The sequence below is a fragment of the Endozoicomonas acroporae genome (genome assembly GCF_002864045.1).
In the GTDB taxonomy this organism is placed as follows: Bacteria; Pseudomonadota; Gammaproteobacteria; order Pseudomonadales; family Endozoicomonadaceae; genus Endozoicomonas; species Endozoicomonas acroporae.
The window spans coordinates 25945-52052 of record NZ_PJPV01000045.1 but is presented as its reverse complement, the minus strand read 5'-3'; the positions used below and the strand labels follow the sequence as shown (position 1 = coordinate 52052).

The 26108-nt window shown below is 48.8% G+C and carries 37 protein-coding genes; 14 read left to right on the top strand and 23 right to left on the bottom strand.

Annotated features, from left to right (window positions below; translation table 11 throughout):
* Positions 1-12: 12 nt before the first annotated feature.
* From CX664_RS07410 to CX664_RS07370, 9 genes are all read right to left on the bottom strand, one after another.
* Entirely contained in the window at positions 13-423 is a 411-nt protein-coding gene (locus tag CX664_RS07410) for a phage tail terminator family protein (RefSeq protein ID WP_101746121.1), read from the bottom strand.
* The gene (locus CX664_RS07405; RefSeq protein ID WP_101746120.1) at positions 401-994 is read right to left on the bottom strand and encodes a hypothetical protein; all 594 of its coding nucleotides are present in this window, start codon (positions 992-994) and stop codon (positions 401-403) included. Before CX664_RS07405 ends, CX664_RS07410 begins: the two co-directional genes overlap by 23 nt.
* Complete coding sequence (locus CX664_RS07400) at positions 984-1277, bottom strand: head-tail joining protein (RefSeq protein ID WP_101746119.1); 294 nt, start codon at positions 1275-1277, stop codon at positions 984-986. The genes CX664_RS07405 and CX664_RS07400 overlap by 11 nt, the downstream gene beginning before the upstream one ends.
* Before the next feature lie 24 nt (positions 1278-1301).
* Positions 1302-2291, bottom strand: a complete 990-nt coding sequence (locus CX664_RS07395; RefSeq protein ID WP_101746118.1) for a major capsid protein — start codon at positions 2289-2291, stop codon at positions 1302-1304.
* Positions 2292-2355: 64 nt separating this feature from the next.
* Positions 2356-2727 (bottom strand): head decoration protein, encoded by a 372-nt coding sequence (locus tag CX664_RS07390; protein ID WP_101746117.1) that lies wholly within the window; start codon positions 2725-2727, stop codon positions 2356-2358.
* Positions 2728-2768: 41 nt separating this feature from the next.
* Entirely contained in the window at positions 2769-3779 is a 1011-nt protein-coding gene (locus CX664_RS07385; protein ID WP_180966413.1) for a head maturation protease, ClpP-related, read from the bottom strand.
* Positions 3769-5238 (bottom strand): phage portal protein, encoded by a 1470-nt coding sequence (locus tag CX664_RS07380; RefSeq protein ID WP_101746115.1) that lies wholly within the window; start codon positions 5236-5238, stop codon positions 3769-3771. The genes CX664_RS07385 and CX664_RS07380 overlap by 11 nt, the downstream gene beginning before the upstream one ends.
* 2 nt (positions 5239-5240) lie before the next feature.
* Entirely contained in the window at positions 5241-5441 is a 201-nt protein-coding gene (locus CX664_RS07375) for a phage head-tail joining protein (protein ID WP_101746114.1), read from the bottom strand.
* 5 nt (positions 5442-5446) lie between these two features.
* The gene (locus CX664_RS07370) at positions 5447-7258 is read right to left on the bottom strand and encodes a phage terminase large subunit family protein (RefSeq protein WP_219622138.1); all 1812 of its coding nucleotides are present in this window, start codon (positions 7256-7258) and stop codon (positions 5447-5449) included.
* A 58-nt stretch (positions 7259-7316) separates the two neighbouring features.
* Between CX664_RS07370 and CX664_RS07365 the strand changes: the two genes are divergently transcribed.
* The gene (locus CX664_RS07365; RefSeq protein ID WP_101746113.1) at positions 7317-7577 is read left to right on the top strand and encodes an HNH endonuclease; all 261 of its coding nucleotides are present in this window, start codon (positions 7317-7319) and stop codon (positions 7575-7577) included.
* On the opposite strand, the gene CX664_RS07360 is transcribed toward CX664_RS07365, so the two are convergent.
* Positions 7574-8050: a hypothetical protein gene (locus tag CX664_RS07360; protein ID WP_101746112.1), complete on the bottom strand. Its 477-nt coding sequence runs from the start codon at positions 8048-8050 to the stop codon at positions 7574-7576. The genes CX664_RS07365 and CX664_RS07360 overlap by 4 nt on opposite strands.
* A 125-nt stretch (positions 8051-8175) precedes the next feature.
* Between CX664_RS07360 and CX664_RS07355 the strand changes: the two genes are divergently transcribed.
* From CX664_RS07355 to CX664_RS07345, 3 genes are all read left to right on the top strand, one after another.
* Entirely contained in the window at positions 8176-8529 is a 354-nt protein-coding gene (locus CX664_RS07355; RefSeq protein ID WP_180966411.1) for a DUF3768 domain-containing protein, read from the top strand.
* Positions 8530-8544: 15 nt separating this feature from the next.
* Positions 8545-8940, top strand: a complete 396-nt coding sequence (locus tag CX664_RS07350; RefSeq protein ID WP_101746110.1) for a hypothetical protein — start codon at positions 8545-8547, stop codon at positions 8938-8940.
* Positions 8941-9299: 359 nt separating this feature from the next.
* On the top strand, positions 9300-9626 hold the full coding sequence (locus CX664_RS07345; protein WP_101746109.1) for a hypothetical protein: 327 nt from the start codon (positions 9300-9302) through the stop codon (positions 9624-9626).
* Between the two features lie 193 nt (positions 9627-9819).
* On the opposite strand, the gene CX664_RS07340 is transcribed toward CX664_RS07345, so the two are convergent.
* The 11 genes from CX664_RS07340 to CX664_RS07290 all read right to left on the bottom strand — a co-directional run bounded on the left by CX664_RS07340 (position 9820) and on the right by CX664_RS07290 (position 16881).
* A complete protein-coding gene (locus CX664_RS07340) occupies positions 9820-10887 on the bottom strand; it encodes a GNAT family N-acetyltransferase (protein WP_101746108.1) in 1068 nt (355 codons plus the stop codon).
* Positions 10866-11426, bottom strand: coding sequence for a ParB/Srx family N-terminal domain-containing protein (locus tag CX664_RS07335; RefSeq protein WP_101746107.1), 561 nt, complete (start codon positions 11424-11426; stop codon positions 10866-10868). The genes CX664_RS07340 and CX664_RS07335 overlap by 22 nt, the downstream gene beginning before the upstream one ends.
* 2 nt (positions 11427-11428) lie before the next feature.
* Positions 11429-11797, bottom strand: a complete 369-nt coding sequence (locus tag CX664_RS07330; RefSeq protein ID WP_101746106.1) for a 3TM-type holin — start codon at positions 11795-11797, stop codon at positions 11429-11431.
* Complete coding sequence (locus CX664_RS07325; RefSeq protein ID WP_244910633.1) at positions 11794-12219, bottom strand: N-acetylmuramoyl-L-alanine amidase; 426 nt, start codon at positions 12217-12219, stop codon at positions 11794-11796. The genes CX664_RS07330 and CX664_RS07325 overlap by 4 nt, the downstream gene beginning before the upstream one ends.
* 4 nt (positions 12220-12223) lie before the next feature.
* Entirely contained in the window at positions 12224-12499 is a 276-nt protein-coding gene (locus CX664_RS07320; protein ID WP_101746105.1) for a hypothetical protein, read from the bottom strand.
* A 141-nt stretch (positions 12500-12640) separates the two neighbouring features.
* Positions 12641-12997 carry a hypothetical protein gene (locus CX664_RS07315; RefSeq protein WP_145999883.1) on the bottom strand — a complete coding sequence of 119 codons (357 nt, stop codon included), beginning with the start codon at positions 12995-12997 and terminating at the stop codon, positions 12641-12643.
* On the bottom strand, positions 12960-13244 hold the full coding sequence (locus tag CX664_RS07310; RefSeq protein WP_180966410.1) for an Ada metal-binding domain-containing protein: 285 nt from the start codon (positions 13242-13244) through the stop codon (positions 12960-12962). The genes CX664_RS07315 and CX664_RS07310 overlap by 38 nt, the downstream gene beginning before the upstream one ends.
* Positions 13245-13341: 97 nt before the next feature.
* The gene (locus CX664_RS07305; RefSeq protein WP_101746102.1) at positions 13342-13905 is read right to left on the bottom strand and encodes a bacteriophage antitermination protein Q; all 564 of its coding nucleotides are present in this window, start codon (positions 13903-13905) and stop codon (positions 13342-13344) included.
* The gene (locus CX664_RS07300) at positions 13902-14369 is read right to left on the bottom strand and encodes a RuvC family protein (protein WP_101746101.1); all 468 of its coding nucleotides are present in this window, start codon (positions 14367-14369) and stop codon (positions 13902-13904) included. Before CX664_RS07300 ends, CX664_RS07305 begins: the two co-directional genes overlap by 4 nt.
* 253 nt (positions 14370-14622) lie before the next feature.
* Entirely contained in the window at positions 14623-16620 is a 1998-nt protein-coding gene (locus CX664_RS07295) for an AAA family ATPase (protein WP_101746100.1), read from the bottom strand.
* Positions 16621-16647: 27 nt separating this feature from the next.
* Positions 16648-16881 carry a helix-turn-helix domain-containing protein gene (locus tag CX664_RS07290; RefSeq protein ID WP_101746099.1) on the bottom strand — a complete coding sequence of 78 codons (234 nt, stop codon included), beginning with the start codon at positions 16879-16881 and terminating at the stop codon, positions 16648-16650.
* Between the two features lie 167 nt (positions 16882-17048).
* On the opposite strand from CX664_RS07290, the gene CX664_RS07285 reads away from it, so the two are divergent.
* The 10 genes from CX664_RS07285 to CX664_RS07245 all read left to right on the top strand — a co-directional run bounded on the left by CX664_RS07285 (position 17049) and on the right by CX664_RS07245 (position 23507).
* On the top strand, positions 17049-17675 hold the full coding sequence (locus CX664_RS07285; RefSeq protein WP_145999882.1) for a S24 family peptidase: 627 nt from the start codon (positions 17049-17051) through the stop codon (positions 17673-17675).
* A 115-nt stretch (positions 17676-17790) separates the two neighbouring features.
* Positions 17791-18096, top strand: a complete 306-nt coding sequence (locus tag CX664_RS07280; RefSeq protein WP_101746097.1) for a hypothetical protein — start codon at positions 17791-17793, stop codon at positions 18094-18096.
* 39 nt (positions 18097-18135) lie between these two features.
* Positions 18136-18546 (top strand): DUF7173 family protein, encoded by a 411-nt coding sequence (locus tag CX664_RS07275; RefSeq protein WP_101746096.1) that lies wholly within the window; start codon positions 18136-18138, stop codon positions 18544-18546.
* Positions 18546-19316 (top strand): ATP-binding protein, encoded by a 771-nt coding sequence (locus CX664_RS07270; RefSeq protein ID WP_101746095.1) that lies wholly within the window; start codon positions 18546-18548, stop codon positions 19314-19316. The genes CX664_RS07275 and CX664_RS07270 overlap by 1 nt, the downstream gene beginning before the upstream one ends.
* Before the next feature lie 15 nt (positions 19317-19331).
* Positions 19332-19841 (top strand): DUF669 domain-containing protein, encoded by a 510-nt coding sequence (locus CX664_RS07265; RefSeq protein WP_101746094.1) that lies wholly within the window; start codon positions 19332-19334, stop codon positions 19839-19841.
* Positions 19842-19886: 45 nt separating this feature from the next.
* A complete protein-coding gene (locus CX664_RS26270; protein WP_180966408.1) occupies positions 19887-20027 on the top strand; it encodes a hypothetical protein in 141 nt (46 codons plus the stop codon).
* Positions 20028-20054: 27 nt separating this feature from the next.
* Entirely contained in the window at positions 20055-21107 is a 1053-nt protein-coding gene (locus CX664_RS07260) for a PD-(D/E)XK nuclease family protein (protein WP_101746093.1), read from the top strand.
* A gap of 15 nt (positions 21108-21122) precedes the next feature.
* Positions 21123-21599, top strand: coding sequence for a hypothetical protein (locus CX664_RS07255; protein ID WP_101746092.1), 477 nt, complete (start codon positions 21123-21125; stop codon positions 21597-21599).
* Positions 21589-23295, top strand: a complete 1707-nt coding sequence (locus CX664_RS07250; RefSeq protein ID WP_101746091.1) for a DEAD/DEAH box helicase — start codon at positions 21589-21591, stop codon at positions 23293-23295. Before CX664_RS07255 ends, CX664_RS07250 begins: the two co-directional genes overlap by 11 nt.
* 11 nt (positions 23296-23306) lie before the next feature.
* Positions 23307-23507 carry a hypothetical protein gene (locus CX664_RS07245; protein ID WP_101746090.1) on the top strand — a complete coding sequence of 67 codons (201 nt, stop codon included), beginning with the start codon at positions 23307-23309 and terminating at the stop codon, positions 23505-23507.
* Here CX664_RS07245 and CX664_RS07240 read toward each other — a convergent pair whose 3' ends face one another.
* On the bottom strand, positions 23508-25118 hold the full coding sequence (locus tag CX664_RS07240) for a recombinase family protein (protein ID WP_101746089.1): 1611 nt from the start codon (positions 25116-25118) through the stop codon (positions 23508-23510).
* 42 nt (positions 25119-25160) lie between these two features.
* On the bottom strand, positions 25161-26108 hold the full coding sequence (locus tag CX664_RS07235; RefSeq protein WP_101746088.1) for a hypothetical protein: 948 nt from the start codon (positions 26106-26108) through the stop codon (positions 25161-25163).

The following is a 26108-nucleotide window of genomic DNA, read 5'->3' as shown; positions in this document are numbered from 1 at the left end:
AGGAAGGTGGGATTAAAGGATGACTTCGATCTGCAGTTGCAGGTCTGCAAACGACAGGTGGGCATTGCTTGGGGCAATATCGAACTGGGTTTCACTGAAGCTGATATGTCGGGCTTCCGGGGTGAAGCGTTGACCGGCAGTAAATAACGCCCGAATGGAGCGGGTTAAGTCCAACAGGGTGTAAGTGGTGTCTTTATTGGTTTTGGCCACGGCACTGATATTGAACGTCATCCGGTACTTTGCCCGTTGGCCCTGGCGTTGCTCTTCATTAATGGATTCCAGCTGCACCAGGATGGCCGGAAGGTCTAAATCCTGTTCCTGGCCGGTGGCTGAATAGCCAAGGAGCGTGTTTTCAGAAACCTGCTTCAGATGGGTAATCAGCTTTTCTATAATCTGTCGTTCAGGATTCGATGTTAAAGGCATAGTTGAGTTCCTGGTGTAGCAGATCGGTAAACCGGTTCACCAGCAGTGGGCTGATTTTTGCCAGTGAGGTTTCAGCTTCCCTATCGATCCGGACGGTTTTCTTTTCCAGCGGCAAGCCCATCCACATCCACCGGCCTGAGCGTTTGGACTTTTGGTAACGGTGTTGCCAGTTATCCTTTCGCTCAAAGATCAGTTCTCGGGAAGCATTGACCGGCTGCATCAAAAAACTGTTTTCCCAAAAACTGTGACTGCCTACCCGGACACCTCGGTGGGTTTGTCTTGGGTTACCCAGACGATGGGCGCCTACTTCATTAATGCCGATCCAGATGGTCAGGTAACGCTCTTTTCTGCCGTAGCTTTTATTAAGCCTTACCTTGATCCGGTTCAGCTCCTTCAGCCGTTTTTGTGATACTTTTATGCGTCGGGACATATCACGCAGCACTTGCCGTTCAGCCCAGCGACTCAGTTTGGACAGGGTTCTTTGAATGGCTTGTTCTGTTTTTTCCGGGGACTGTTTGAACAGGGCGGTGAGTTCTTCAATATCGCCGCTGACTTCCTGTTCAATGAGCATAGATATTCCATTTGGCTAAATAGCCATCGTCTTTCAGTTTTCGGTCGACTTCATAAACCTGACCATTGGCCAACACGGTATCGCCACGCTTCAGTCGGATAACACTATCCACATAGAGAACGGTGATTTCACCCTGGACAGCCTCAAACTTGCCAAGCTCTACCAGTTCTTTATTGATAATGCCCCGGGTTTCCAGCGATGACTGATCCGAAAGTGTCAGTAAAACCGACTGCCCAAAGGTTGAAAGAATGGTGTGATCCATCACTTTGAAAGCTTCATCCATTGGAGCAGTCTCCTTGCTTGTGGGTTAGCTCATGGTCAGTTTGATCACTGCCCGTGGTCGTAGGTTGATTGGCAGTGGGTTCGACTGGGTATGAACAATCACGCCCTTCTCAAAATCCATCACCTTCTGCTTGGCATAGCGTGGCAGGCCGATGGTGTTCACCGTTTCCACAAAATCTGCCGGCGCAAACCAGGTCCTGAAGATATCCGCACCGGTTGGGTAGAGATAAGCTTCATTGGCAGCAACAAAGTCATTGCCACCCACTGAGCCTCGGTACTCTTCCCAATCAATATCCGCAAAACGGAACCGGCCCTTGGGATCGGTACGCAGGGCTTCACCGTCCTGCCAACGCTGGTAGGCTTCTTTTACTGATTTGTGGCCAACCAGACCATCAAAGAAATCAGAGCCACAGAATGCATGAAGGCCGCTGTAGGGCAGTGCTCCCAACGCATCATCCACCAGACGACGGGCTTTGACACCCTGGGCTCGAACGTCAGTGGTCGTGCTGCTGAACTTGAAGTCATGGGTTTGCTGAGTAACACCGAACTCATCAAACAGGTTGTAGAGTATGGTGCTGCCATCGCCATCCAGGATTTCACCTTTGAGCGCCCCCATGCGCAGAAATTCCAGTGTCACCTCATGGTTAGCATTCATCTTTTGCAACCGCTGGTTCACGACAGCCTGTACTCCCTGCATGGCGTCTTCACTGCCAAACTGACGGACATTCTGCACTTCAGCGGCAAGGATAGTGCTGTCATGGGGAATATGGGGCACCACAAAGCTGCGCAACTGACGTTTATCGCCAATGGCCTGAGTGGCGGGTGCACCACGCTCGGTAGAGGGCAACAAGCGGAGTTCTCCGTTAATGCTCTCTACCACGACGGTTGTGGTATTGATGCCGCTCTCCTGAAAGAGGCCCAGTTGCCCAAGACGACCCGGCTTGTAGTCCATCTCATTGATGGTGGCGGTCAGGCTGGTAAGGCTGAACGCATCGTCATTAAAAATATCCAGCATGTTATCGCTCCTTGATAACGGAAGTTTGTTAAGAATGGGTTACAGAGGTAAAAATCAGGAAGGGTTATTCGCTGCGCAAGATAATATCCAGCCCGGCCAGTTGCTCTTCGGCAGTCGCCTTTTGCTCGTCAGAAATACCAGCAGGCCAGATCAGCAAACTGTTCACCACTTCTGCCAGACGGGCGATAATCACACCGTCACCACCAGAGGCATCGGTCACCTTGCCAGCGTAGAGAATGCCTACTGCGGATTCAGTGCCATCTGCGGCGGCAGGGTCAAGAGGGCTGTAGATACCATTATCAGAAGCTCTGGCGACCACAGTACCAGGCTCCATCGTCAGGTTCGCAGCGAATGGCACCTGCTCACGGCTGATGCCGTTATTGCCTTCAGACACCAGAAATTCACCGGTATAGACCGATTCCGTTTTTACACTCATGGGTAAAGTCCTTTTGGTTGGGGGATATTATTAAACAGGGGTTAAGCGCGATTACGCCGACTGTAGATCGCTTGCGTATCAATGGCAGAAGTGGTGGGTTTCAGGCCTTGCTGTTTGGGCGTCAGGGCATTATTGATGGGTTCATCTTCAGAGGTCAGTAATGCCAGGAGGCTATTCTGCACCTCGGATACCGAACAGTCGTTTTTTATAAAATCCGCTGCCTTATCCGGGAAGCCTGCTGTCTGGCAGAGGTTCTTAATCTGGTCATAGCTGGCGAGTCGAACCTTGACCTCATCTTCCGACAGTGCCGCTTTAAGAATTGCAGCGGTTTTTTCTGCATAACCAGCCTGACGACAAAGATCAGCAATAGCCACAGAATCAATTTGAGGTTGCGGCTCCATCGTCTGATTCTGCGGCGGAGTTGGCTCTGCCGGGTTTTTAGCTTGCTTGATACGTCCATAGCCATCCGGTGTATTACGGAACATGGAGAGATCAAAGCGTGCAGCGGCCTTCACCGGTTCATCAATCTGATCCACCAGGCCCATGTCCAGCGCTTCTTTGGCGGTGAACCAGGATTCAGACTCCATCAGTGCCTTCATATCCTCAAGGCTCTTGCCGGTTCTGCCGGTGTACGACACAGCAATACTGTCCGCGATCTTATCCATAATATCGGCGGTTTTGCGCATGGCTTCGGCATCACCCTGTGCCCAGCCATAGGGGTTATGGATCATCATCATGGCATTTTCAGCGATGGTGACCGTATCACCAGCCATGGCAATAACACTGGCAATACTGGCCGCCAGCCCTTCGATGGTGACATGGATATTGGCTTTATGCAGGCGCAGGGCGTTATAGATGGCAATGCCTTCAAACACCATGCCGCCGCGGCTGTTCAGGCGGACATTGATATCCGTAGCATCAAGGTTGCGGATCTGGTCCACTACGCTCTGTGCCGAAACGCCGTACCAGTCATCAATATCATCAAAGATAAACAGCTCTGGTGTCTGGTTGGCTTCATTTTTAAAGGTGTACCACTGTCGGTTATGACTCATCCCTGTCATCCTTTTCTGGTTGATTGGTAGATTTGCTGTTTTCCGGATCACGGCCATCGCTGTCGTACCTCAGTGAGTGGCTATCTGCCCGGCGATTATCGGCGGCGATTTCACCATCCATCTGCTCGCTGTCATAACCCAATTCGCTGACCACCTCTGAGCGGGATTTGAAGCCTGAGCGCACGGCCATTTTCTGCGCCTGCATATCCTGAACCGGATGCATATAGGGCCAGCCATGGGCGATCCACTTCACCCGGCGATAGGCTCTTGGTTGATTGCCATAGTCCGGAATGGCTACCGAACCATTAAGCACCGCCATATCCAGCCAGCGGTTCCAGACCGGTCGACAGAACTGAAAGATAATCTGGTTGTGCTGAATTTGTTGAATGCGGCGGCGGAACTCATTGATGATCAGGCGCAGTGCCCGGTCACTGACTCCCGCCATATCACCCGACAGCAGTTCATAAGGCAGTCCAATCCCGGCAGCAATGGCCATCAGCTGCTGTTTCATAAAATTGGGGTAGTCTGCGGTAGTACCCGGTGGATTATTGAACTCGACCTCTTCACCCGGTGCCAGCTCTTGCATGGTTCCTGGTTCCATGGCCACCATGGGTAGACCATTGTCGCCAAAGACCAACGGCTTGCCGGTCAAAGGATCAATAGGGTCTTGTTCGGGAGAGGGCTTCTTGATAAAGCCGGTAAACAGGTTAGCGATCTCCTGCCGTAATAGAGTGGCATCATCAAACTTATCTAGATGATAGAGTCTGACTAATACCTGAGTCAGTAGTGGCTGGCCGCGCAACTGACCGGGTCGCAGGGCTTCAAATATATGCAGAACATTGTCGGCCTTCACCCGCACCAGTCTGGTGCTGTCAAAAGCAAACTCGGCGGGATGCTCCCGGTGAAAGTAATAAGCGACCCGCTTGCCCAGCTTATCGAACTCAATCCCCGACTTAATCACATGGCCATTATTCAGCGTCTCGTTATAACTGATGGGGACAAACTCGGATTCCAGCACTTGCAGCTGCAGGGGAACGGATAAACCATCTTCCAGTCTGCGGGGACGTAGCCTGACAAAGCACTCGCCACCTTCAAACATGGCGCGGGTAATCAGCGATTGCTGACCGGTGAAACTCAGCAGACCATCGGCATCCGATTCATCGGACCATTGCAGAAACAAGTTTTGCAGCTGTTCCCGTAAACCATCGTCGTTCACCAGTGATTTGGGCGTAATGCCACGGCCAATCACATTGCTCACCAGCTTTTCCAAACCACTGCTGGCCCAGGGATCATTGCGGATGGCGGCCCGGGAACGGTTAATCAGCTTGGAGAGATCAGCAGTGAGTGCGGTATTCGGGGAAAGCCCCGGTGCATACCAGCTTTTGGTTCGTCGCCCCATACCCGCAGCGGTATAAGCTGAGTTTTTGAAACGACGAAACAGGTTGGTGAGCAATCCCATGCTCAAACTCCCTTGGATGAATAGATGCCATACTGCTTCGGGCGTTTCTGCTGCTTGACCAGTTCCCGTTCGATGGCCTGCAGCCGCCTTTCCATCTCAGCAAAGCTGCTGTACTCCACCCGTCGACCTTCAAATTCCACAGTACGGGTCTCACGCAGCAGCACTGCCCGTTTCAGAGCCTGGTATTCTGTCTCGGTAATCATGGAAGTTATCTCTGAAGGTAGGAACTGCGGGATGAACGACGGAGTGTTTTTGGCTTGTTGCTGGTTTCTTCCAATTCAGGATCAGGCGTATCTTCTGGTGCTGGTCGGCCTTTGGTGAGTAGCTCCAGATTAATGCCCCGGTGCTGCTGAAGAATACGGATCGCGGCCAGTGAGTATACCCGGCAATCCAACGCCTCATTCCGGCGGTTCTTGGCATCCCAGGTAAAGTAAGGGACACCGAGCCGGTATTTCTTGATCTTTTCTTCTGCGGTGGCCTGCTTGAAATAATCTTCATCAAAGCAGTCCTTGATCGGCCAGTGGCAGTAGCCTTGTCCAGGCTCCAATACCCGGTAGCGTTGATAGACCAACTCCTTGGCGGTATCGGTGCCGACCAGTGTCAGGTAGACCCCTTTCTTGTTTTTGGTTTTGGGAAATGTAGCGATAGGTTTGCCAGCCTGAGAGGAACCCTTAACCGGAATCGCCCAATCGGCTCCCTGCTTACGACAGAAGGCATACACTTCATCGGTGTAGTGGCCACCAGAGTCTATGCAGACCTGAGCCACATTTATTTTGGTGCCATCCTGACGGGTGTAGGTTTTATGGAGCATATCGGCCAGAGCATCCCAGATACCTTGTCGGGATAAGTCACCGTATAAACGGACATAATCAATTGACCAGCTTTCCTCACCAGAACCCCAGCCGGTTACTTCAAACTCAAAGCGGTCATCCTGGACATCACAACCAACCGTCAGTATCTCCACCCACCAGGGCACCTCTGCCGGATAATGTTCCCGTCGCTGGTAGAGCAAACTATGCTCAACAGTCTCACCTTGTTCCGTCCAAGTCTCGCCAAGCACAGTATTGGTCCAGTCCTTGAACTGTACCGGATTACTCTTGGCGGCGAGGAAATCCTCTACTGCATTTTGCCAGCTGTACCAGCCATTAGGGCTGTAAAGCGAACTCAGGTGGAATCCAGCGACCTTATTGCTCTTTTCAGTTTCAGCTTGCCAATGGCCATTAGTAAGCAGTTTCGGTTTGTCTTTTTCATAGTGCTTATGACCACACTGCACACACTCAAACCGGGTGGTTGCCGGGTCATGGTTATCAAAAATGATCTGAGCCCAGACGATTGGTTGGTAGTGTCCACAGCTATTGCAGGGGACCAGATAGCGTCGTTTATCACTGCTCTCATAAGCCGCTTCAATCTTGCTGGTTTCTGCAATATTGGGTGTGCTGACCATCAGGATTTTTCGGTTACGGCTGAAGGTGGCCGTTCGCTTGATGGCCAGATTGATGGGACTGCCTTCGCCATCCACATCATCGTCGTAGGCATCCACCTCATCCATAAACAGAAAACGGGCAGGCATCGAGCGCAGGCCTGCAGCTGAATTGGCTCCAGTAAAGATCAGCACACCATTGGGGAACTCCTTGGTCAGCAGGGTATTGCCACTGTCCCGGCTTCTCGGGTCTTTAACCTTCTCCTGAAGATCCGGCATTTCGTCGATCATCGGAGCAATCCGCTGCTTCGATGTCCGCTTGGCCATATCCAGCGTGGGAAGCACATACATCATCGGACCCGGCGTATGGTCAATCACATAACCAAGCCAGTTATTGCCGCATTCGGTGCCACCCACCTGGGCACCTTTCATAAACACCACCTGTTCCACAGACGACGATGGTGACAGACAATCCATAATTTCTTTCAGATATGGTGTGCGGGAAGTTCGCCAGCGTCCTGCTTCTTTGGTGGCTTTTGCCGGAAGAATCCGTTTTTGGTCAGCCCATTCGGAAACGGTCAGGCGGGTGTCTGGTTTCAAGCCCGCAAAAAAGCCTATGATGTATGGTGATGACATAAGAACAAAAAGGTGATGATCAATGGCCAAGTCACAGCTACAGCGTCTTTTATGGTTACAGGGCAATAACTGCTTTTATTGTGGATGTACCTTGAAACCAGCTGATGCCAGCATTGACCATGTAATACCCAAGAGCCTTGGAGGAAAAGATACCGTGGAAAACAAGGTCGTATGTTGCAAGACCATCAACCACCATTTTGCCGACATGCCTCTGAAAGAGAAGTTAGCCAGCCTGCTTCAATGGAAGGGACAAATACCTTGTCCGAACAAATCTGGTAACTAATGGTTTGATAGCTTATTCAGTATCGTTTCCAGCTCTTCCTGAAGTATTTTCCCCACTTCCCGGGGATCATCCTCCGCCGCCAGCACATCCGCCATTCGATCAGGAATGGCCAGCAGTTCATCTCGAATAATCCGGCCTGCCTTGAAAGCATCCTGTTTTACCTTGGCTGCATCGGTCAGGGTACCGCTTTTTTCTTCATACTCCAGCTTGGCCATCTTGGCCTTGAACGCCTCCCGCATGGTGCGGGCAGTGACAAAGTCAACGGCTCCCGGTTGTGTCGGTGCAAGATCGGTGGATTGATCGGAACGGATCAACGTCACCGGGTCACTATTGGCTTTCATGGCCTGCTCAGCCTGCACCGAATCCACCTTGCCATTTTTCAGTTTCACAATGCCCTTTTTGATCAGCTTGGTGACATAGCCTTTGGTAAAGCCCTGCTGCCTGGCAAATTCCGCTTGTGAAATCAGCGCCATGGGAAGTCATACCTACAGCCATCTCATTCAATATGGACATTTGTCTTAAATTTTCTCGACTTATCGTGGCCATCCCCTATAGAGCTACTGCGACAACAAAAAATGAATCAATAAAGGATGTAGTTATGAATGAAATTGCCACGTTAAATGATGCCGTGCGACAGTCACTGGTGAATCTGGAAGTGAAGAACAGTCTTGCCCTGATCAACTGCCGGTTTGAAATAGTGATGACCGCCAACCTGCAAAACACCATTGAGAACAAAGTCGGTTTGTTGAAAGCCGTTTCCGAATTTAACCACTTCAATGAGCAGAATGATCCCTATGGCGAACACGATTGTTTCCGATTCAAGTTTGAAGATGAATGGATCATTGCCAAGTTTGATTATTACGCCCCGGATATGGAACACGGTTCGGAAGATGCCTCGGATTTAAACAATACCGTTCGGGTGCTGACCATCATGCTGGCCATCGACTATTAATAACGGAGAAAAACCATGAATAATGAAGCCCAATTGATCACCCATTACTATTTCTGTACTGGCGTTATTGACCGATTAAGCGACCAGGCCCGAACACCGGCTGAGTTATTTGGTGATGGAGAACTGGAGCTGATTCATAACCTTTGCCGTTATAGCCAGATCATCAGCGAGATCGAACATTCCAAAAATGATGAGGAAGGCTTTCCCGGCGTGTTTGATTATGAAATCTCTGAAACGCTGGCTGCACAACTCTGGATTGCCTTGTGTGAGCAGAACCAGGAATTTGAGCCGTGGGATTTCCCGGATGAAAAACAGTTCAGAAAACTGGTAGAGCAGCTGATTGATGACTGGCTTCAGCAGCGCCTTCCCAGAGAATTAACGATTCAGCAATGGCTTGAAAAGCGACAGTAACGCAACCGCCAAGGACGGCACTGGTTTGAATAAAAAGTATACCTGCTGCACCATTTTTGAAACTGGATTTTCTTATTAGTTTTCAGCTGGTTAATGCCAAAAAGTATACCAAGGGTATACCTCGTTTTCAGACCTGTCACTAACGCAAATCCGCGCCCCCTCGCACCCGCAAAAAACTAAACATTGCAGGGACCCACGTTGTTTGTAATTTGACAGTTTGAAAGCCATTACCTACGGGGAAAAGCATTGTTATATCAACCGTATAGAGAGATTTAAACAGCAGAATAAAGTTTGAGATATACGGCAGTTCACCCATAGTTAAAGTGTAAAAACATTAAACAAAACGAAGGAGATACATCATGACTACTCATAAAAACACCGCTAAAACCACTGCTAAAACTGTTGATAAGAAGAACGCAAAAGGAGATAAAACCATGGCTAATAAAAACACTGACAAGAAAAGCAAAAAGTCCGATTCTGAAAAATTTGCTGAACTGGCAAACATTCGTGTACCCAAAGCCCTGCGGGTATTGAAATCTATTTCATCATTGGCCAACGATGACAAATATGAGTACACCGATGCTCAATCCACCGCCATTATCAGTGCCTTGAAATCTGCAGTTGATGACCTGTCCGAATGCTTTAAAAACGGAGGCAAAAAGGACGAGGAGACATTCCGCATTTAATCCCGGATTCAATTCCTCACAAAGCAGGCAACGATGCCTGCTTTTTTTGAGTTTGATGATTATTCATGCACTATCGGATCATCACCAAACACCGGTAAATCGTCACCACACGACGTTTGAATATTGATCATATAACCTATCGAAAATATCGAACAACCCGCCAAATCGACGTAGAATTGATCCTATTGAATGTTCATTCATTGCCCACGTATTGGAATGAACAGGTCAACCGATCGAACGAATGCTTGCTCAGGATTGACTGGGCAGGCATACCCACCCGCCCCGGTTTACGGGTCATAATCCAACGGTCCGATTTATTCATGGCATGGATTAAGGCAGGCGACGTGGTAACGGTATTCACCTTGTAGCCCTGTTTCCGGTACAACTCGCAGATATAGCAGCGCAACTGAAAGCCAATCCCCAGTCCCTGATAATCGGGCAATACCACCGTTCTGTGCAGTCGTTTCAGCTTCTTGTTGCTCGGGTGAGGAAAGTGTAAGACGCTGCACCAGCCTACAGGCTCACCATTGATCTCAGCAATGTATTTATGGGCTGACCGGTTGTGAACACTGCTCAGATAGTGAAATGGCCTAAATAATGGCCACTCTGACTGGTCGGCTTTGCGGACATCGATACGGATTTCAGGTCGTCGAAGACGCCTCCGTTTGAAGATATGCTTGTTGCAGTCGTAAACCCAATCCGGTTGCAGCCATTCGACAATATCGTAATGACAGCTGACTGCAATAAACTGCTTATCCTCTTTACGGATAAACTTCTGGATAGCGGCACTGCCGATCTTGGCCACCTGACGATCCACTACCGAAGTGAACTCGTCGTAGATGACCGGCTTATCGGATTCCAGGATCAGCCTGGCAAGTTCTGCCCGCATCTTCTGGCCATTGGAGAGCACAGAAAACGGCTTCAACCAGTCCGGGGGAGAAGAAAACCCTACCTTGCTCAATGATTCCGTAATCTGCTTGGCACTCAGGTCTTCGCTGAAATCGTCCACTACGGAGCGGTCTGACCACTGGTAACCGCAGAATAGTTCAAAGTCCTTGAATACTTCTCTGGCAATGGTCGTCTTGCCAGAACCACTGGCACCAACAATCAGGCCGATATTCCAGGGCTTGTCCTCAATGGGAATATCTACGTCGAACTCCTTCTTCACCGACTGCATATCAATATCAAACATCCCCTTGACCTTCTCAGTGCGAAAGGAAGGCTTGATAGCGGACTCCACTACAAACTTTGAACTCGGCATTTCAGTCCCTTCTGTGTCAGTTCGTCGTAGATTTCCTGCTGATGGGCTTCGTTGTCACACTCCACCAGGATATTGAAGATTTCGGTGTATTCCTCACCATTGGGTTTCTGTTCCGGTTCAGGGGCAGGATCATCGAACAGGCTGACCATAAAGTCATCCTTAAACCCGAGTAGATTCAGATCAAAGTCTTCTGCTTGCAGGGCTTCCACTTCGCGGGATAGTACGTCCATATCCCATGAGCTATTCAGGGCTATGGAATTATCCGCTATGACGTAGGCCTTCTTCTGGGCTTCCGATAGTCCCGCCAACACAATGCAGGGAACGGTTTTCAGGTTCAATTTCTTTGCTGCCATCAAACGTCCATGGCCAGCAATAATCCCGTTTTCTTCGTCAATCAACACAGGATTGGTAAAGCCAAACTCCTTGATAGACGAACAAATCTGGATAATCTGCTCTTCATCGTGAACCCGGGAGTTGTTTACATACGGGATCAAATCGCTGACCTTTCGATCCACCATTTTGTACTTTTTCGCTGCCATCCTTAGCGCCTTATCTTGTCCGCCACCTTCTCAATGCCCCGGCTGGCAATGTAACCACCAAGGCCAATCTGAACGATAGAGAACAGCTTGAGTTCGACCGCTTCTGACAAATCCGGTGCTGACCAGCCCAACCACCTGGCAACAATCAGGGCAGTAAATACCAGCATCACGATGGGACGCCAGGATCGTTGTAGCCAACCATCACCTTGAGCCTCTGCCTTGATAACCCCCGCACGCTGAGCCAGTTCATCCAGCTCACCTTTAACCGCCATATCCACCAGTTGTTTTTTCGCCTGGGCAGCTTTGTCAGGATCCGGAATGATGCGCTCAATCACCTTACCCAGTAGAGGAATTGCAGCAGTCCAGCTCATTCGATGGTCTCCAACCAGTGCTCAACCACAAAGTTTGGGCAGGTTTTGTAGGGAGTGAAATAGTAATGACCAACCACTTGAGCCTCTGGATAACGCAGCAGCAGGGATTCAACCAGCATTTCCAGCATCAACCATTGTTGAGAAGTGAAGTTGTCTTCAGGATCACCATTTTCAGCTATTCCACCCACCAGACAGATACCCATGGACTCATGGTTATGACCTCGAACATGAGCACCCTGAACCTGAGCATCTCTGCCATGCTGAATCTTGCCACTTCGCTCAATGATCCAGTGATACCCGATATCTGACCAACCATTGTCTTCCACATGCCAGCGTCGGATATCGTCTGCGGTGACTTCCTGATCTGCCCGGGTAGCTGAACAATGGATCACGATGTAATTGGTTTCCGTCCTTGGAATCATCGCTTCATTTCCTGAAGAAGAAGGCAACCAGGCCAATCAGTGCAGACACGACCAACCAGCCGAGTCGTTCAATACCGGCCAGCAGAACACCACGAGAGCTACCCTGAAGCTCCAAGGCCCTGATCCGGGCTTCCATCTCACTCAGCCTAGAATCCAGCTGATTCATGTTGTCGTTCTGATGAGAAATACGTTCTTCAATGCGAGCAAGCTGGGATACTGCCTCGCTCAGTTTGTCCAGCTTCACATCAATGCGATCCAGACGGTCGGAGAGGTCAGTCATGGTGCGTCCTGCACAGGGAAAAAATTGGGGCAATAAAAAAACCCCACACCATTTCTGGGTGAGGCTCTGCATGTTGAATAACTATGCCTTATTCAGTAATCATTGGCAACTCCATGACGTTAAGATTTTTCACACTTGAGACTACAAGCGGGAAATGTGAATGATTTTTAATGTATCTTCTTCCAGTCCGAAATAATCTGGCTTTCCCTGTGATTCAGGGCAAGAAAAGCAAACTTTGTATCTACCTGCTTTTGGAAAACGCCCTTTATTTTCTTCGAGCCACATCTTAGAGTCACCACCAAACATATTACTCGGGTTATGATCCCTGCAAGCAATTATTAGGAAGTTTGCTTCAGCATTACGGATATCCTCCATCAATAATTCTTCTGAGCCTCGCCCCATCCATTTGTTTTCTTTGTTAAAATCAATGATATTACTCATATCATTACTTCCCCAGTTATTAAGCTCTACAGGATTTACAAGGCTTGTAACCAGCATCAACTGCTTCTTCGTGAGAGTAAAACTCGACAAGTCTGTTTGAGCAGAGAAGGTTCTCTACCCAAACACAATCCGGTCTATGAAAGGTGCTTCTTGATTTACTACCAACAAAATATTCTGTATGTAGTTCATCATCTTCACTCAATTCTTCAATCTGAGATCGAAGCTTTTTATTTTGATTCTCTAATCTTTTAAGCTTTCTTGAAATTTTATCCAGTGCTTCATCACAAAAAGGACAGTACTCCATAACCATGCTCCTTCGTGCAGACAAAAAAACTTGCAAATCTATTTTAGCAAATCATTAAAGCTCAGCAGTTGGTTAAATCAAATCCAACTACTTACCTCTACTCTAGCAATGCAATAGATTTGGCAATATTCCTCAGTGTTTCGCTGTCAAAAAAATGATCACATTGATCCCAGTAAAGGGCATTCCAAAGTGAAAAGTCACGCTTCCAGTTTTGTTTATGAATTCGGCATTTTTTAATAATCTGACTAACTGGGTAAAAATGCTGACCGGTGGTTACAAAGCTTCGATAATCCAGAACGGTATAGGCCACCACATCCCTGATCCTCTGTTGTGTCACCTCCCGATAATCCCGCTCACTCTCCGCCAGCCTCTCTGTAACATCCTGCTCCAACCACTGAAAGAACCGTCTTTGCTCAGGTAGCAAGTGCTCAGTTCTTGGTCCATAGGCCCACTTTGCCCAGGAACGAAATGGCTCATCAAGTTTTTCTACTGCCGCAATCACTTTGCCAGCTTCTACGGTATTGCAGATCAACAGGTTGTTGTCCAACTTGCTCGATTGACTACCAGCCTGAAATGCCAAGGGGTTAACTTCAAAACCCTTGCTGGTCAGATGAATAGCATAGGCATCGTGAATAGCCTGTCTTGCTGAGTAGAATTTCATACCGATTCTCCATATCGGGCAATGAGCACAGCATCAGCACGTCCATTGTCTTTTTTTCGATGAACGTCAGCCTCCGGGTAGAGGTCTAACACTTTTCCTCTCGATGCATCCTTGTGAGCTCCCATAAGTCCAGCAGAGCGTTTCCAGCGTTGGGGAGTTACATAGGTAAGGGGAAAACCCATTAAGCTGACTGCAGCTTCTACAGCACCATACGAACGGCCAAAGTTAAACATGGAGACCACGCCCTGTCCTGGCCTTGCTCCCACCTTTTCCAGATAGACCATCTCCACCTGATGCCGGGTATAGCCACCAAATATTTTCATCAAGCCATGACCGCTTACTTTTTTCTTGCTTCCCTCGGGAATAATGGGCATATCTACGACTTTGATTAACTCCTTACTCTCACTCTCCAGAACCGCTATACCTCCCGTCAGTCCCGGATCTATTCCTATCACTATTTTCATAATTACTTGTCCTTAAAATATCCCTTCCAATAAGGCTCCCTAACCCTCGCTTTTGCCATGCTTCCCTTGCCCCCCCTTGTCCACCACTCTCTATAGAGAGAGTGGGTGGGGTGGGGTGCGTCGGCTAAAGGCATCAACTCGCCCGAAACTCTTGAAAATAAAGGGGTTCAGGGGGATAGAGGGGCTCTTTAAAATCAGAAAAGAAAAAAATGGGTAGGGGGGCTCTTTTCTGATCAAAAAATAATCAAAATAATTACTCATTATTGAGTGCCTCCTGTCCCTTTTCAGAGACAAGAACAAAGGGTTCTTCCACCGTTAATAAATCACGCTCGACCAGGGCATTAATCGTTCTGCGCCAGTGCTTGGAGCCAATAAAACCCTGCTCATAGCAGTCGTCTTTCAGGTTTCTTAATTCAATTTTTGCCAGTGAAGGATCACGCCCGTCCTTACGCAGATTTTCCTGGGCACTGCCGGTCAGCCGATTCAATGTTTCCAGAATTTTTCTCTGCCGTTCTCCAAGGACTGTTTCAAGCCCTTTTTTTACCTTCAAGCTTTGCAGCTGGGAGGGGTCGTACTCTTTCAAAATACAGCTGTATTGAGGCTCACCTTCTTCATCCACGAAAGGCAACCGGACAGGGTGAAACAGAAATTTGATGGGGTCTGGTTCATCTGCGTCCTTCATCTTTTTGGCGGTAATTGTGATCTCGTCGTCTGATTTCACCACTGCATACTCAGCATCCAGTGCACCTTTGAGGGCACTATTGCCACGAGCACGATCTTTCGATCCCACGCCGGTGTGGTGGACAATCAATACGTTGCACTGGTATTTCGCCCGGAGCAGCTGGTCGATGTGGTTGATGAAGGTATTCATCTCCCTAGTGGCATTCTCGTCAGCTGGACCAAAATTTCTGGCCAGGGTATCAATAACAATCATTGAAGGAATCACACCACCAGTTTCTTCCACAATTTCCTCAATACTGGCACTGACCAGACGGGCATTGCCCAGGTCTGTGAGAGAGGCGGCACACTGGCTGATGTAGATCGGTGCATTTCGCAGGTTGTAGCCGTGGGATACCTGCCATGCCATTAGGCGACGGGAGAGACCATTAAATCCTTCCCCGGCGATATAAAAGACCGGCCCCGAACGCTTAACCTGCTTACCATGCCAATCCTTCCCTGTGGCCACGCAGCAGGCCAGATCAATGGCAGAGAACGATTTACCGCAGGCAGGTTCACCAAACATCAACGACAGACTGTCCATTTCCAGAAAACCCTTGATAAGCCAGTTGATCGGCTTGACTCCCTTAACCAGCTCTTTCACATGGCTGAAGGCAAACTCAGGTTTAGTAACGGGCAGAGGCTCAATAAGAATGGATGAACCGGGATTATTATTGGTGTGTGTTTTGGAGATACTGGCTATGGTGGTATTCAACTCAGCATCAGACAGTGGTGGATTATTAGACTGGTTCCACTGATCCAGAATGGCTTTTACTTCTCTGAGAGAATAATTCTGCCGGATCAGCTGTCCTGCCATACTGGCGGCTGCATTATTCCGACCTTGTCCTTCTGCCAGATTGCTTCCGTCGTGCGGTAGAGGGTATTGATCGGTGGAGAAACCCAGGTCACCCACCGTTTTATCTTCAATGGACTGACCATTGAAACCATTGATGGCGGCAATATCATCAGGCGTCAGCATAGGCAGGTCGTGAAAGTCAGAGATGTCCATATACCCAACGGTTTCCCACTGATAGAGCGTTCCGTCGGCATGGGTGCTGCCCGGTGCAACCACATAACCACCGATTCCCCGCAAATCGATCTTGTTTTTGCGAACGGAGTTGTGAATAGGAAAGTCCGGGTTAACCTGATAGTAGAAGTGCATTCCCTTACTGGTTTTTGCGCGAAGGGGAGTCCGGGTAATGGTACCTTCTTCAATAAACTGCACCGCTTCTGTACTGTCCGCATCCACTACCACAACCCTGTACCCGGTAATGATGGCCCAATTGGTATGCGGGTAGAGCCTTGTCCAGTTATCGATCGCGCTGTCATCAGGGGCTTCTTCCTGATATTGTTTCCAGCGAAACCGCGGTGCTTTTGGCCATTCCATTTTTGCTTTCTTGACATCCCCTGAGCAGCGCCCTTCTACAAACCAATTGGGCGGTTCTTCAAAAGGTGAACCGAGCGGGACAATTGAAAGTCCTGCTTCATTCAGTTTCCAGGCTTGTGTGGCGGTGTCCGGCAAATTGGCTTCCATGTCATGCTGTCCTGTGAGTGGTTATTGTTATTGCCAGTCATTGCAGGGCTTTTGCCCTTTGTGGGTGAGCATATCCGGTGTCCATTCCGGGATAATGGTTGACCAGAGCAGTCTTCTGAGTTTGCCGATGGGCTTTCGGTTGTTCTCAAACAGAGACAGTTCAGACTTGGAGCAGTACAGCACTCTGCTCAAACTGGTCAGTGTCATACCGCGACATTCCCGATAAGTCCTGATAATTTCTCCCGGCGTAGGCTTATCCATTGGCGCAACCTCCTTGTTTAGTGTTGGGCTTCATGGTCGGGACTTAAATTATTATCGCGATAAACTTATTTAATCAAATATGTTTAGTGTTTTCTGTATTGGAGTAGGCTTGTTGGTTTACTCACTTTCACTATTTCCTGATAATTGGGGCAGGACAGATAAGGAAGATGGCAATGACGAGCTGGAAGGATAGGGTAAAAGTTCTCCTGAAGAAGAGAAAAATGACACAGACTCAGCTGGCGGCAAAACTGGGCGTGACAAAGCCCACCGTGTCCATCTGGCTCGGGGACAACGTCAGTTTTACCGATAAAAATGTCCTGAAAATGCAGTATGAAATTGCCACGGTTCTCAATGTTGATCCCCATTACATTATCTCCGGTAAAGGTGCTGTCGAGCCAACAGTGAGTATTGGCAGGGCACTGCCGCATTTGACCGATGGGGATATTGCCGATTGGGTGGTTAACCGGATAGCCCCGGATGATGTGGCCTGGCGCAATTGTCCGGTGGATTGCAGTGAGCAGGCTTTCTGCCTGACCGTGACCGGCTCATCAATGGATAACCATGGCATGCCGTGTACCAGCTACCCCAATGGTTCTCTGGTGTTTATTGATCCGAAGTTGTCAGCTGAAGCAGGTAAGGTGTGCCTTTTTCAGGATCAGGGACCCGTCCTGGGGACTTATGAAGAACTCAACTGCCAGTCTATGCTGGTGTTCAACAACCCCCGGTTTCAGTCCCTTTCGGTGTTAAGAGATAACTACATCGGACAGGCTATTGGCTGTTTTTGCCTTCCTTAGCGAAATACAAAAAACAAAAAATATTAGGAAAGTTTATTTTTTCGTTGACAGCGGTTTTTGCTGTTGGCAGTCTAATGCTTACTGATTGAACAATAACTCTAAACGGTAAGCGACAATGACACTTGCTGATCAGAAAACGGTAATAGGAGTAACCGCCAACGATGTATTAACCATGGAGCAGGAAGCTCAAGCCCTTGATCTCCGTGCCGCAAAATTACGGAATGACCTGGAAAAGACCCGCAACCTGCTCATTGATCTTCTCTCAGAATTAAAAGACAACCTTCCGGACAAGCAGATCCCTGCGCTGTTTACCACCAATGGCATCCTCATTGATACATCCGGGAACCAGGGATACCCCGAATTGCATCGAGTCCCTGAGCTGCAAGAGCTTCTGGAATCAGAGGATAAACAGGCCAGTTAACGGCTGACCCACCCCAAAACCACAACAAAAGGAATTGCTATGACCGAAAGCAATGATGCTTCACGGCTGGACAAACTCGCCTACGAGTTAGAGCGGGCTAAAAAATCCGAAGAGCATGCCAGGAATCACCGCCTCGATATTGAACAGAAGTTGTGCGATATGGTGGGCGTAAAAGATGAGGGAAGCCAGTCCATCAAAGGTGACTACTACAAGGTAACAACGTCTGCAGGGTTCACCAGAACCCTTGATCAGAAAAAGTGGGAAGACGTCAAAAAGCGTATCCCGCAATCACTGTCAGCAGGGCTTGTTCGCACCAAAGTAGAACTGAACATCAAACAGTTGAAGAGCTTGCAGCTGCTTGATCCGGCTCACTACACCATTGTCGCAGAAGCCATCACCACCAAACCCAAAAAAGTGGCCGTGAAGTATGAACGGCTGGAGGACAAGTAATGGCGATTACACTCAACTCCATCAGCCGCTCACTGGGTTTTAAAGCCCCAGCACTGGTCATCCATGGTTCATCTGGCGTGGGGAAAACCTCTCTGGCAGCCGGGGCGCCCAACCCTATTTTTATTTGCACCGAGGATGGGCTTGGCAAGCTGGAAGTGGATGCGTTCCCGTTGATGAAAAGCTTCCAGGATGTTCTGGATGCCCTTCACGCTTTGTATAGCAGTGATCATAAATACCAAACCGTGGTTCTCGATAGCCTGGATCACCTTGAGAACTTGTTATGGATTCACCTTTGCCAACACTATGTTGGTCCGAAAGGTGAGCGTTACGAATCGGTTGAAGATTTTGGTTACGGCAAAGGCTTTATGTTCGCCCTGGATTTATGGCGACAGCTGTTGAATGCGCTGTTTGCCCTGCGCAATGACAAAGGCATGGCTTTTATCCTGATCGCCCATTCCGAAATCAAGCGGTTTGAAAGTCCAATGACCGACAGTTATGACCGCTACCAGATCAAGCTTCACAAACGCGCCAGTGAGCTGATCATGGAGTCGGTGGATTGCGTGTTGTTTGCGGATTACAAAACCGTCATTGAGAAAGAAGAAGCCGGTTTCAATAAGGTGAAAGCCCGTGGCATCAGCACCGGCCAACGTTATCTCTATACCGAAGCTCGTCCGAGCTTTGTTGCTAAAAACCGTTACGGGCTGCCGCCAGAGCTGCCGTTGAACTGGCAGGCCTTTAGTGACGCACTGACCAATAACCCAAGCCAATAAATAAGGAGATTGCCCATGGCACAGTTAGGTTTTAACGCCGGTGACTACGATCCCACCGATGAATTTGAGCCGCTACCGGCTGGTGAGTACCTGACCATGATCACCGAATCATCGCTGGAAAACACTAAAACTGGCGGTCGTATGGTGAAACTGACCTACACCATTATGGAAGGACCGCATGAGAGCCGGAAACTCTGGTCACAACACAACATTGAAAACCGGAGCCCCAGGGCAGAGGAAATCGGCAGGAAAGAACTCAGCCGAATTGCTCACGCCATTGGTCAGCCAATGATCAGCGACACGGATCAACTATTGAATCAGGTGGTTCGGATTCGGGTGGTGGTCAAGAATGATCCGGGTTATGGCCCTAAAAATGAAGTAAAAAAATGGATCAATGTGGGTGGTCAGCCCATGCAGAATGCCCCTGCACCTCAGCAGCAGACACCAGCCCACAACCCTGCGCCAGCCCAACAAGCAGCCCATCCAGCCACTCAGTACGCTGCGCCACCGTGGGGACAAAAATAGCCATTCATCAAGGGGGCTTGCCCCCTTCATCCAGGAAAGAAAGTTATGTTTTTCAATTCAACGGGCACCTCCGCCCGAAAGCTGGATAAAGCCCGATTCACCAAACGACGACCCTCCAAAACAGAGAGAAAGCGAAAGCGCAAAGCCCAGCGAATTGCCAGACGGTTAAACAGAAAGCAGAAATAGGCTCAGAGCCAGGGAAGGCGAATCATTGTGAAAATCCCCGAATCCAACAAAACGACCATCAAAGCGATTATCCGGCATTATGAGGACAACCAGGGTGGTGTAATGCGGGCGCATCTGGGCGGTTCAATTATTGGTCGCCCCTGTGACCGGGCACTCTGGTATACCTTTCGCTGGTGTTCTGATGTAAAGCATGGTGGCCAACTGCTGCGACTCTTTCAAACTGGTCATCTGGCAGAGGAACGATTCGTATCTGATCTGCGCAGTATCGGAATAAAGGTATTTGAAACCGATCCTGCCACCGGCAAACAGTTCAGAGTCTCAGCCTGCAACGGCCATTTTGGTGGTTCATTTGATGGTGTGGGTCTGGGCTTTATCGAAGCCCCCAAAACCTGGCACCTGATCGAGATGAAAACCCACAATGAAAAATCCTTCAATAACCTGGTTAAGAAGGGAGTGCAGGAAGCCAAGCCAGAGCACTTTATTCAGATGCAGGTCTATATGTATCTGGCCAATCCCCAACTGACCAGAGCCTTCTATATAGCTGTGAATAAGAATACGGATGAGCTGTATGGTGAACGGGTTCGTCTTGACCCGGTAATTGGTAAGGCAACGTTACAAAAGGCCGAGGGCATTATTGCCAGTGACCGTCCGCTGTGCAAAATCACCGAAGACCCCAGCTGGTACCTTTGCAAATTCTGTGACCACCAGGCCATCTGCCATGGTCAGGAAGCCCCTGCGGTTAATTGTCGTACCTGTATGCACAGCACTCCAATTGAGGAAGGTGAGTGGCACTGCGCCCGTCATGATATGGATATTCCGGAATCTGTTCAGAAGTCCGGCTGTGAACTCCACCTCTATAACCCCTACCTGTTAGAGCAATTTGCCGAGCCCACTGATAGCGGTGAGTACTGGATACGCTATCGCCTGAAGTCTACCGGCGAAGAGTTTGTTACCGGTACGGATAAAGGGCAGTTTTCCTCCCGGGAAATTCAGGCAGTAGAAGACAAACGCCTGCTGACGGATGAAAAGCTGGCAGGGCTGAAAACCCAGTTCGATGGAACGATTGAAAATAATCAATGAGAAGGAAAATGAGCAATGGATCATTCCAAACGCTATCGCTTCATACCTGTAAGCAATCCACCTGCAGAAGACCAGATTGACCTGGTTGGTCTCAATGGGGACAGTGGGCTGTGCATAACAGACTACCAGCAAGGCAATTTCTACCCGCAGGTCTCTCATTATCTGATCGAAGATACCGCTTCTTTTGATCAATACGCTCAAGCGGCTTGCGATGAAACCATCAACAACCTGGAAAACCAGTTAGAACAGTTTAAAAGCCAATCTATCCAACTCAGGGATCTGTTTGCCATTGCTGCGCTGATGGGGGAGTTTACCTGCAACCGGGGCACGGCCATTGAGCCAGCCGTAAATTTTGCCTACAGCATTGCGGATAAAATGCTTCAGGTGAGGAAGACAAGCGACGGGATACCAACAACCACTGACCGCAAAGCGACTGAGCGCGTAGCCAATCAGATCATTAACCAGATGAAGGGTTTTGATCGTGGCTTTTGAGCTCCGCTGGTATCAGCGGGAGGCTATTGATGCCATCTATCAGTATTTCAGCGCCGCCAATGGCAACCCGCTGGTTTGCGTCAGTACCGGTGGTGGCAAGTCTGTGATTATTGCTGACTTTATCCACGGGGTTCTGAATAAATGGCCAGATCAGCGGTTCCTGGTTCTTTCCCATGTGAAAGAGATCATTGAACAGAACCATGAAAAGATTGTTGCCCAGTGGCCGGAGGCTCCGACGGGTATTTACTCGGCCTCTATGAATTCCCGCAATACTGATGCTCAGATACTGTTTGCCAGCATCCAGAGTGTTCATAAACGGGCTGAGGAATTAGGTCATTGTGATTTACTCGTTATTGATGAATGCCATCTGCTCAATAGTGAAAGCTCAGAAACGATGTACTCTCGACTGATTGCTGGTCTTCGGGACATGAATCCTGCACTGAAAATTATTGGTTTTACGGCCACTCCCTACCGCATGAAACAGGGTTTACTGACGGAAGGAAAGCAGCCCCTGTTTGATGAGATTGTCTACGAGACCGACATTCAGCGATTAATTGACGATGGTTTTCTATCGCCTCTGCGTTCCAAAGCTGGAAAAAAGAAAATTGATCTTACTGGCGTCAGAACCCGGCAGGGCGATTATCGCACCAGTGATATGGAAGCCGCAGTCAACAAAAACGATGTCACCGAAAAAGCGGTGACAGAAATCATTCAGTACGGTCAGGAGCGGAAAGCATGGCTGATCTTCTGCGTCAGTGTGGCACATGCTGAACAGGTCAAAGAATTACTGGTAGCTGAGGGTGTTGAGGCCGAATGCCTCACCGGAGAAACCCCAAAAGATGACCGGACTCGGATTCTGGCAAACTATAAAGCAGGAAAGATAAAAGCGCTTACCAGCCAAGGCGTCCTGACCACCGGTTTTGATGCCCCTCTGACCGATATGATTGCTCTGCTTCGAGCCACTAAATCTCCCGGACTGTATGTTCAGATTTTAGGACGAGGCCTTCGCATCAGCCCTGAGACTGGAAAGACGGATTGCCTGGTACTGGATTATGGCGGCAACGTTGAACGCCATGGACCGATTGACCGCATCACTGTTGACCATATAAAAGCAGGTAAAGGCTCCGGAGAACCGCCGGTTAAGGAATGCCCGGAATGCTTTGAACTGATTCTTGCAGGCCTGCAAATCTGCCCTGCCTGCCACTATGAATTCCCGGAACGGGAAAAGCATGAAGCAGAAGCATCCAGCGCCGCACTGTTGGCGAACCAGATTGAACCGGAATGGTTTGATGTGGATGAAATCATTTACACCCTTCATGAGAAAACAGGCAAACCACCCTCGATGCAGGTCTCTTATCGCTGCGGCCTGGAAACAATCCGTGAATGGGTCTGCTTTGAATATGGCGGTTATGCACGACAGAAAGCCGTGATCTGGTGGGTGAAACGCTTTAACCATGAACCCTGCCCAGAATTCACCGACGATGCACTGAACCGGATTAATGTGGTTCGGGATATGAAAGAACCTTGTCGTATAGAAGTTATTCAAGACGGGCGCTGGCAGCGGGTAAGGGCTTATGACTTTACGGTAAAAGCAGGCACACCAAGCGAATGGAATGACAACCCGGCAGGTCGCCCAAAACCAGAGGGATTCAACGCTGATCATTTTGATGTCTTTGATACGGATATTGATTTTTAGGGAATAGGGATATGACAAATGATGAACAGAATGATAAGGATATGGACCTTATTCAACAATGTATTCGTGATGACTCTATCGCTTATGGTTTTGTGATTTCGAACCAGAAGGTTGATGAATTTATCCAACTGGTGAAGGAAAAGGGGAAAAAAGAAGGGAGTGTACTTAACTCCCTTGTTGATCAATGGATTAAGGCTAACCGGAAGGGGTGACTACCCCTTCGGTGTAAAGCGGCCGATACGTTTTTTCCCCTTGAAAATATCTGCGGAATAATCCTTTTCTACTACAACCCTTATATCTATACCTGAAAGCAGTTTAATAATGGCAATGGTTCTCTGGCCTTCTTTCTCAGGAGAATGAATTACTATCTTTTCCACTATATTTCCAAGTGCTTGAACGAATGGCTCCTGATCTTCCTTGGTGGCCTGCCCAAGAATAAATTTCCTGCCAAACTCGTTTGCGTGATCAATGCTTGCGGCCATAGTGGGCGAATTAAGCATATCCAGCTGGTCTTGCATTGTTGCTATATCTTGCAGGATAGTATCAACTTCGCCCTCAAGCTGAACCACCATCTGAACTCCTTTTTTGGACCCGGCTGCAACCAGATCAGCAAGGTTATCCATACGAGTTTGCTTATCTTCTAGCTCAGCCTGTTTAGTATTGATTGCCTTGGAGAGCTTGGCCTTCTTACTGTTAGCAGCACTTTCCAGCATATCGTCTTTGTCGATCAGTGAGATGGCGTACAAAAGGACGGGTTGAAATTTTTTAGCCGTTATCTTTGAACTTTGTTTGCAGGCAGTCTTTGTTTTAAGTTTTTCTCTGCAAAGGTAAGAGGTCGACCTGTTTGCCCTATTGGATGTAATTGCGTAACCGCAATCTCCACAGGATAGTTTGGTTTTAAAAAAATTAATTTCATACTTCGTTGGTTGACCAACCCGGACTGAAATCCGCTCTTTAATTAGAGCTTTGGCTTTATAGTACATATCCTCGCTGATAATGGCAGGATATGCCTTAATTTCCTCTCCTGCTTGAGCGCCAGTAGTACAGTATATTCCAAGAACATTTTTATGACGAAAAAGGCGATTGAGCTGATAACTCCTTAAATTAATATTGTTATTGTGTCGTTTTCTCATTTCGACAATAATATCTGTATAGCTCATATTGTGATTGACACAAAGATCAAAAATTTCTCGAATTATTTTAGCTTCGCTTTCAATGATTTCTGGCCTCCCACTCTCTGTTGATATCCATTTTGGATATATTTTTTTGCTGCCAATGCCCCCATTCCGGATTTTCTCACGCATCTGAATCCAGCTTCTTTTAACTCGTTTTGATTTTGTCTCACTTTCTTCATGAGCCCGGCACATAATGGTAATAGAAATAAGTAGTGGGCCGAAATTGGCCTGAATACTTTCCTTGCTGTATATCATCCGGTCGTGGTAAGTGCAGATAGAAATACCGGCATTCAATATACGAATAAACAGTTCCAGAGCATCCATGATATTTGCCCGGCTTAATCGATCCAGACTTTCCACCAGAAGGACAGCAGGACGTTTAACGAGGCCATCATCCGCCGCTTTGAGAAAGCTCCCAAGTGCAGCACGATCATCAAGGTTTTTACCATGGTAGGCAGAGGTGCCGATATCGGTGAGTTTGAAGGTCGTATCCATCACCCAGTTCTGTGCTTCGCAGAATCTGGAACTGTCTTCTATCTGGCGTTTAATACCGCCACCTTTTAACTGGTTACGAGTTGAGATGCGGTGATATGAGTAACAGTAGGTCGTCCGTGTAATCGTTGAGTCCATTGTTTTTATTATCGTCATAATGCCTCCTATAATCGTGCAATAACATCGACGAAGGTGCAATTATATTGTTGTACATTGCACACTGTTGGCGGCCACCGCCAGTGACTGAATGTCATACTCCACCGCCAGCCGGTAGGCCGCTGGCCAGGCGTACAAATGGTAAGGCTCACTGAACATCAGCTCCTTGCCGGAGAATCCCGCTGCCACACCACCGGGCAGCACCACCATGCCTTGCAGGTTGATGGGTGGTGCTATCCAGCCGATGGTTTTCAGGATACCTCCCCGTTGGTCCAACGGCGTTTGATCCACCACAGTGGTGACACCTACGGGGGTATCGGTGGCCACCGTTCCGGCGTTGTTGATCTGGGTGCAAAGCTGATACACGCCGATCTGGGTACTGGTGTAAATCCGGTAATGGGTAATGTTCAGGTCCACGGCACCGGGACCTGAGCCCACGGTAATGTCCACCGTTTCACCGGGTTTCACCACAATCTCACCGGAGGGCAGCGATGGCGGTCCTTCCCGTCCGTTTTCGTCCACCCAGGTGTAGGTGTAGAAACGGGTTTCGGCATCCACTGCTTCAGCATCGTCCAGCGGTGTACCACTGAGCGTCACCACGGGGGCCACGTCCGGCTCTGGCAGTCCAAGCTGATGGTCATTGACCGGATAGTCACTGCCACCACTCAGGGCCAGGCCGTTATCGGTGTATCTTGGCCCCTTGACGGTGCCAGTGAAATACACTCGATTGTTGGGATCGTCAGCCACTGGGGAACGGATCACATCCACATCTTCCGTCCAGTCAAACCAATAGCGGTTACCTTCGTTGCGATACAGGTAAACAGACTGCGGGGTATCGTTCAGTACCTGCTCAACCAGCGGCGCACGATAGGCTCTCAGACTGCCATTGGTTAAACGACAATCCACCGCCGCCTCTGCCTGCGTATCTTCCAGCAAGTGGCTGTCCAGCCAGGGGACTTCTCCGGTAAAAGAAGTGATGTCGATTTTCAT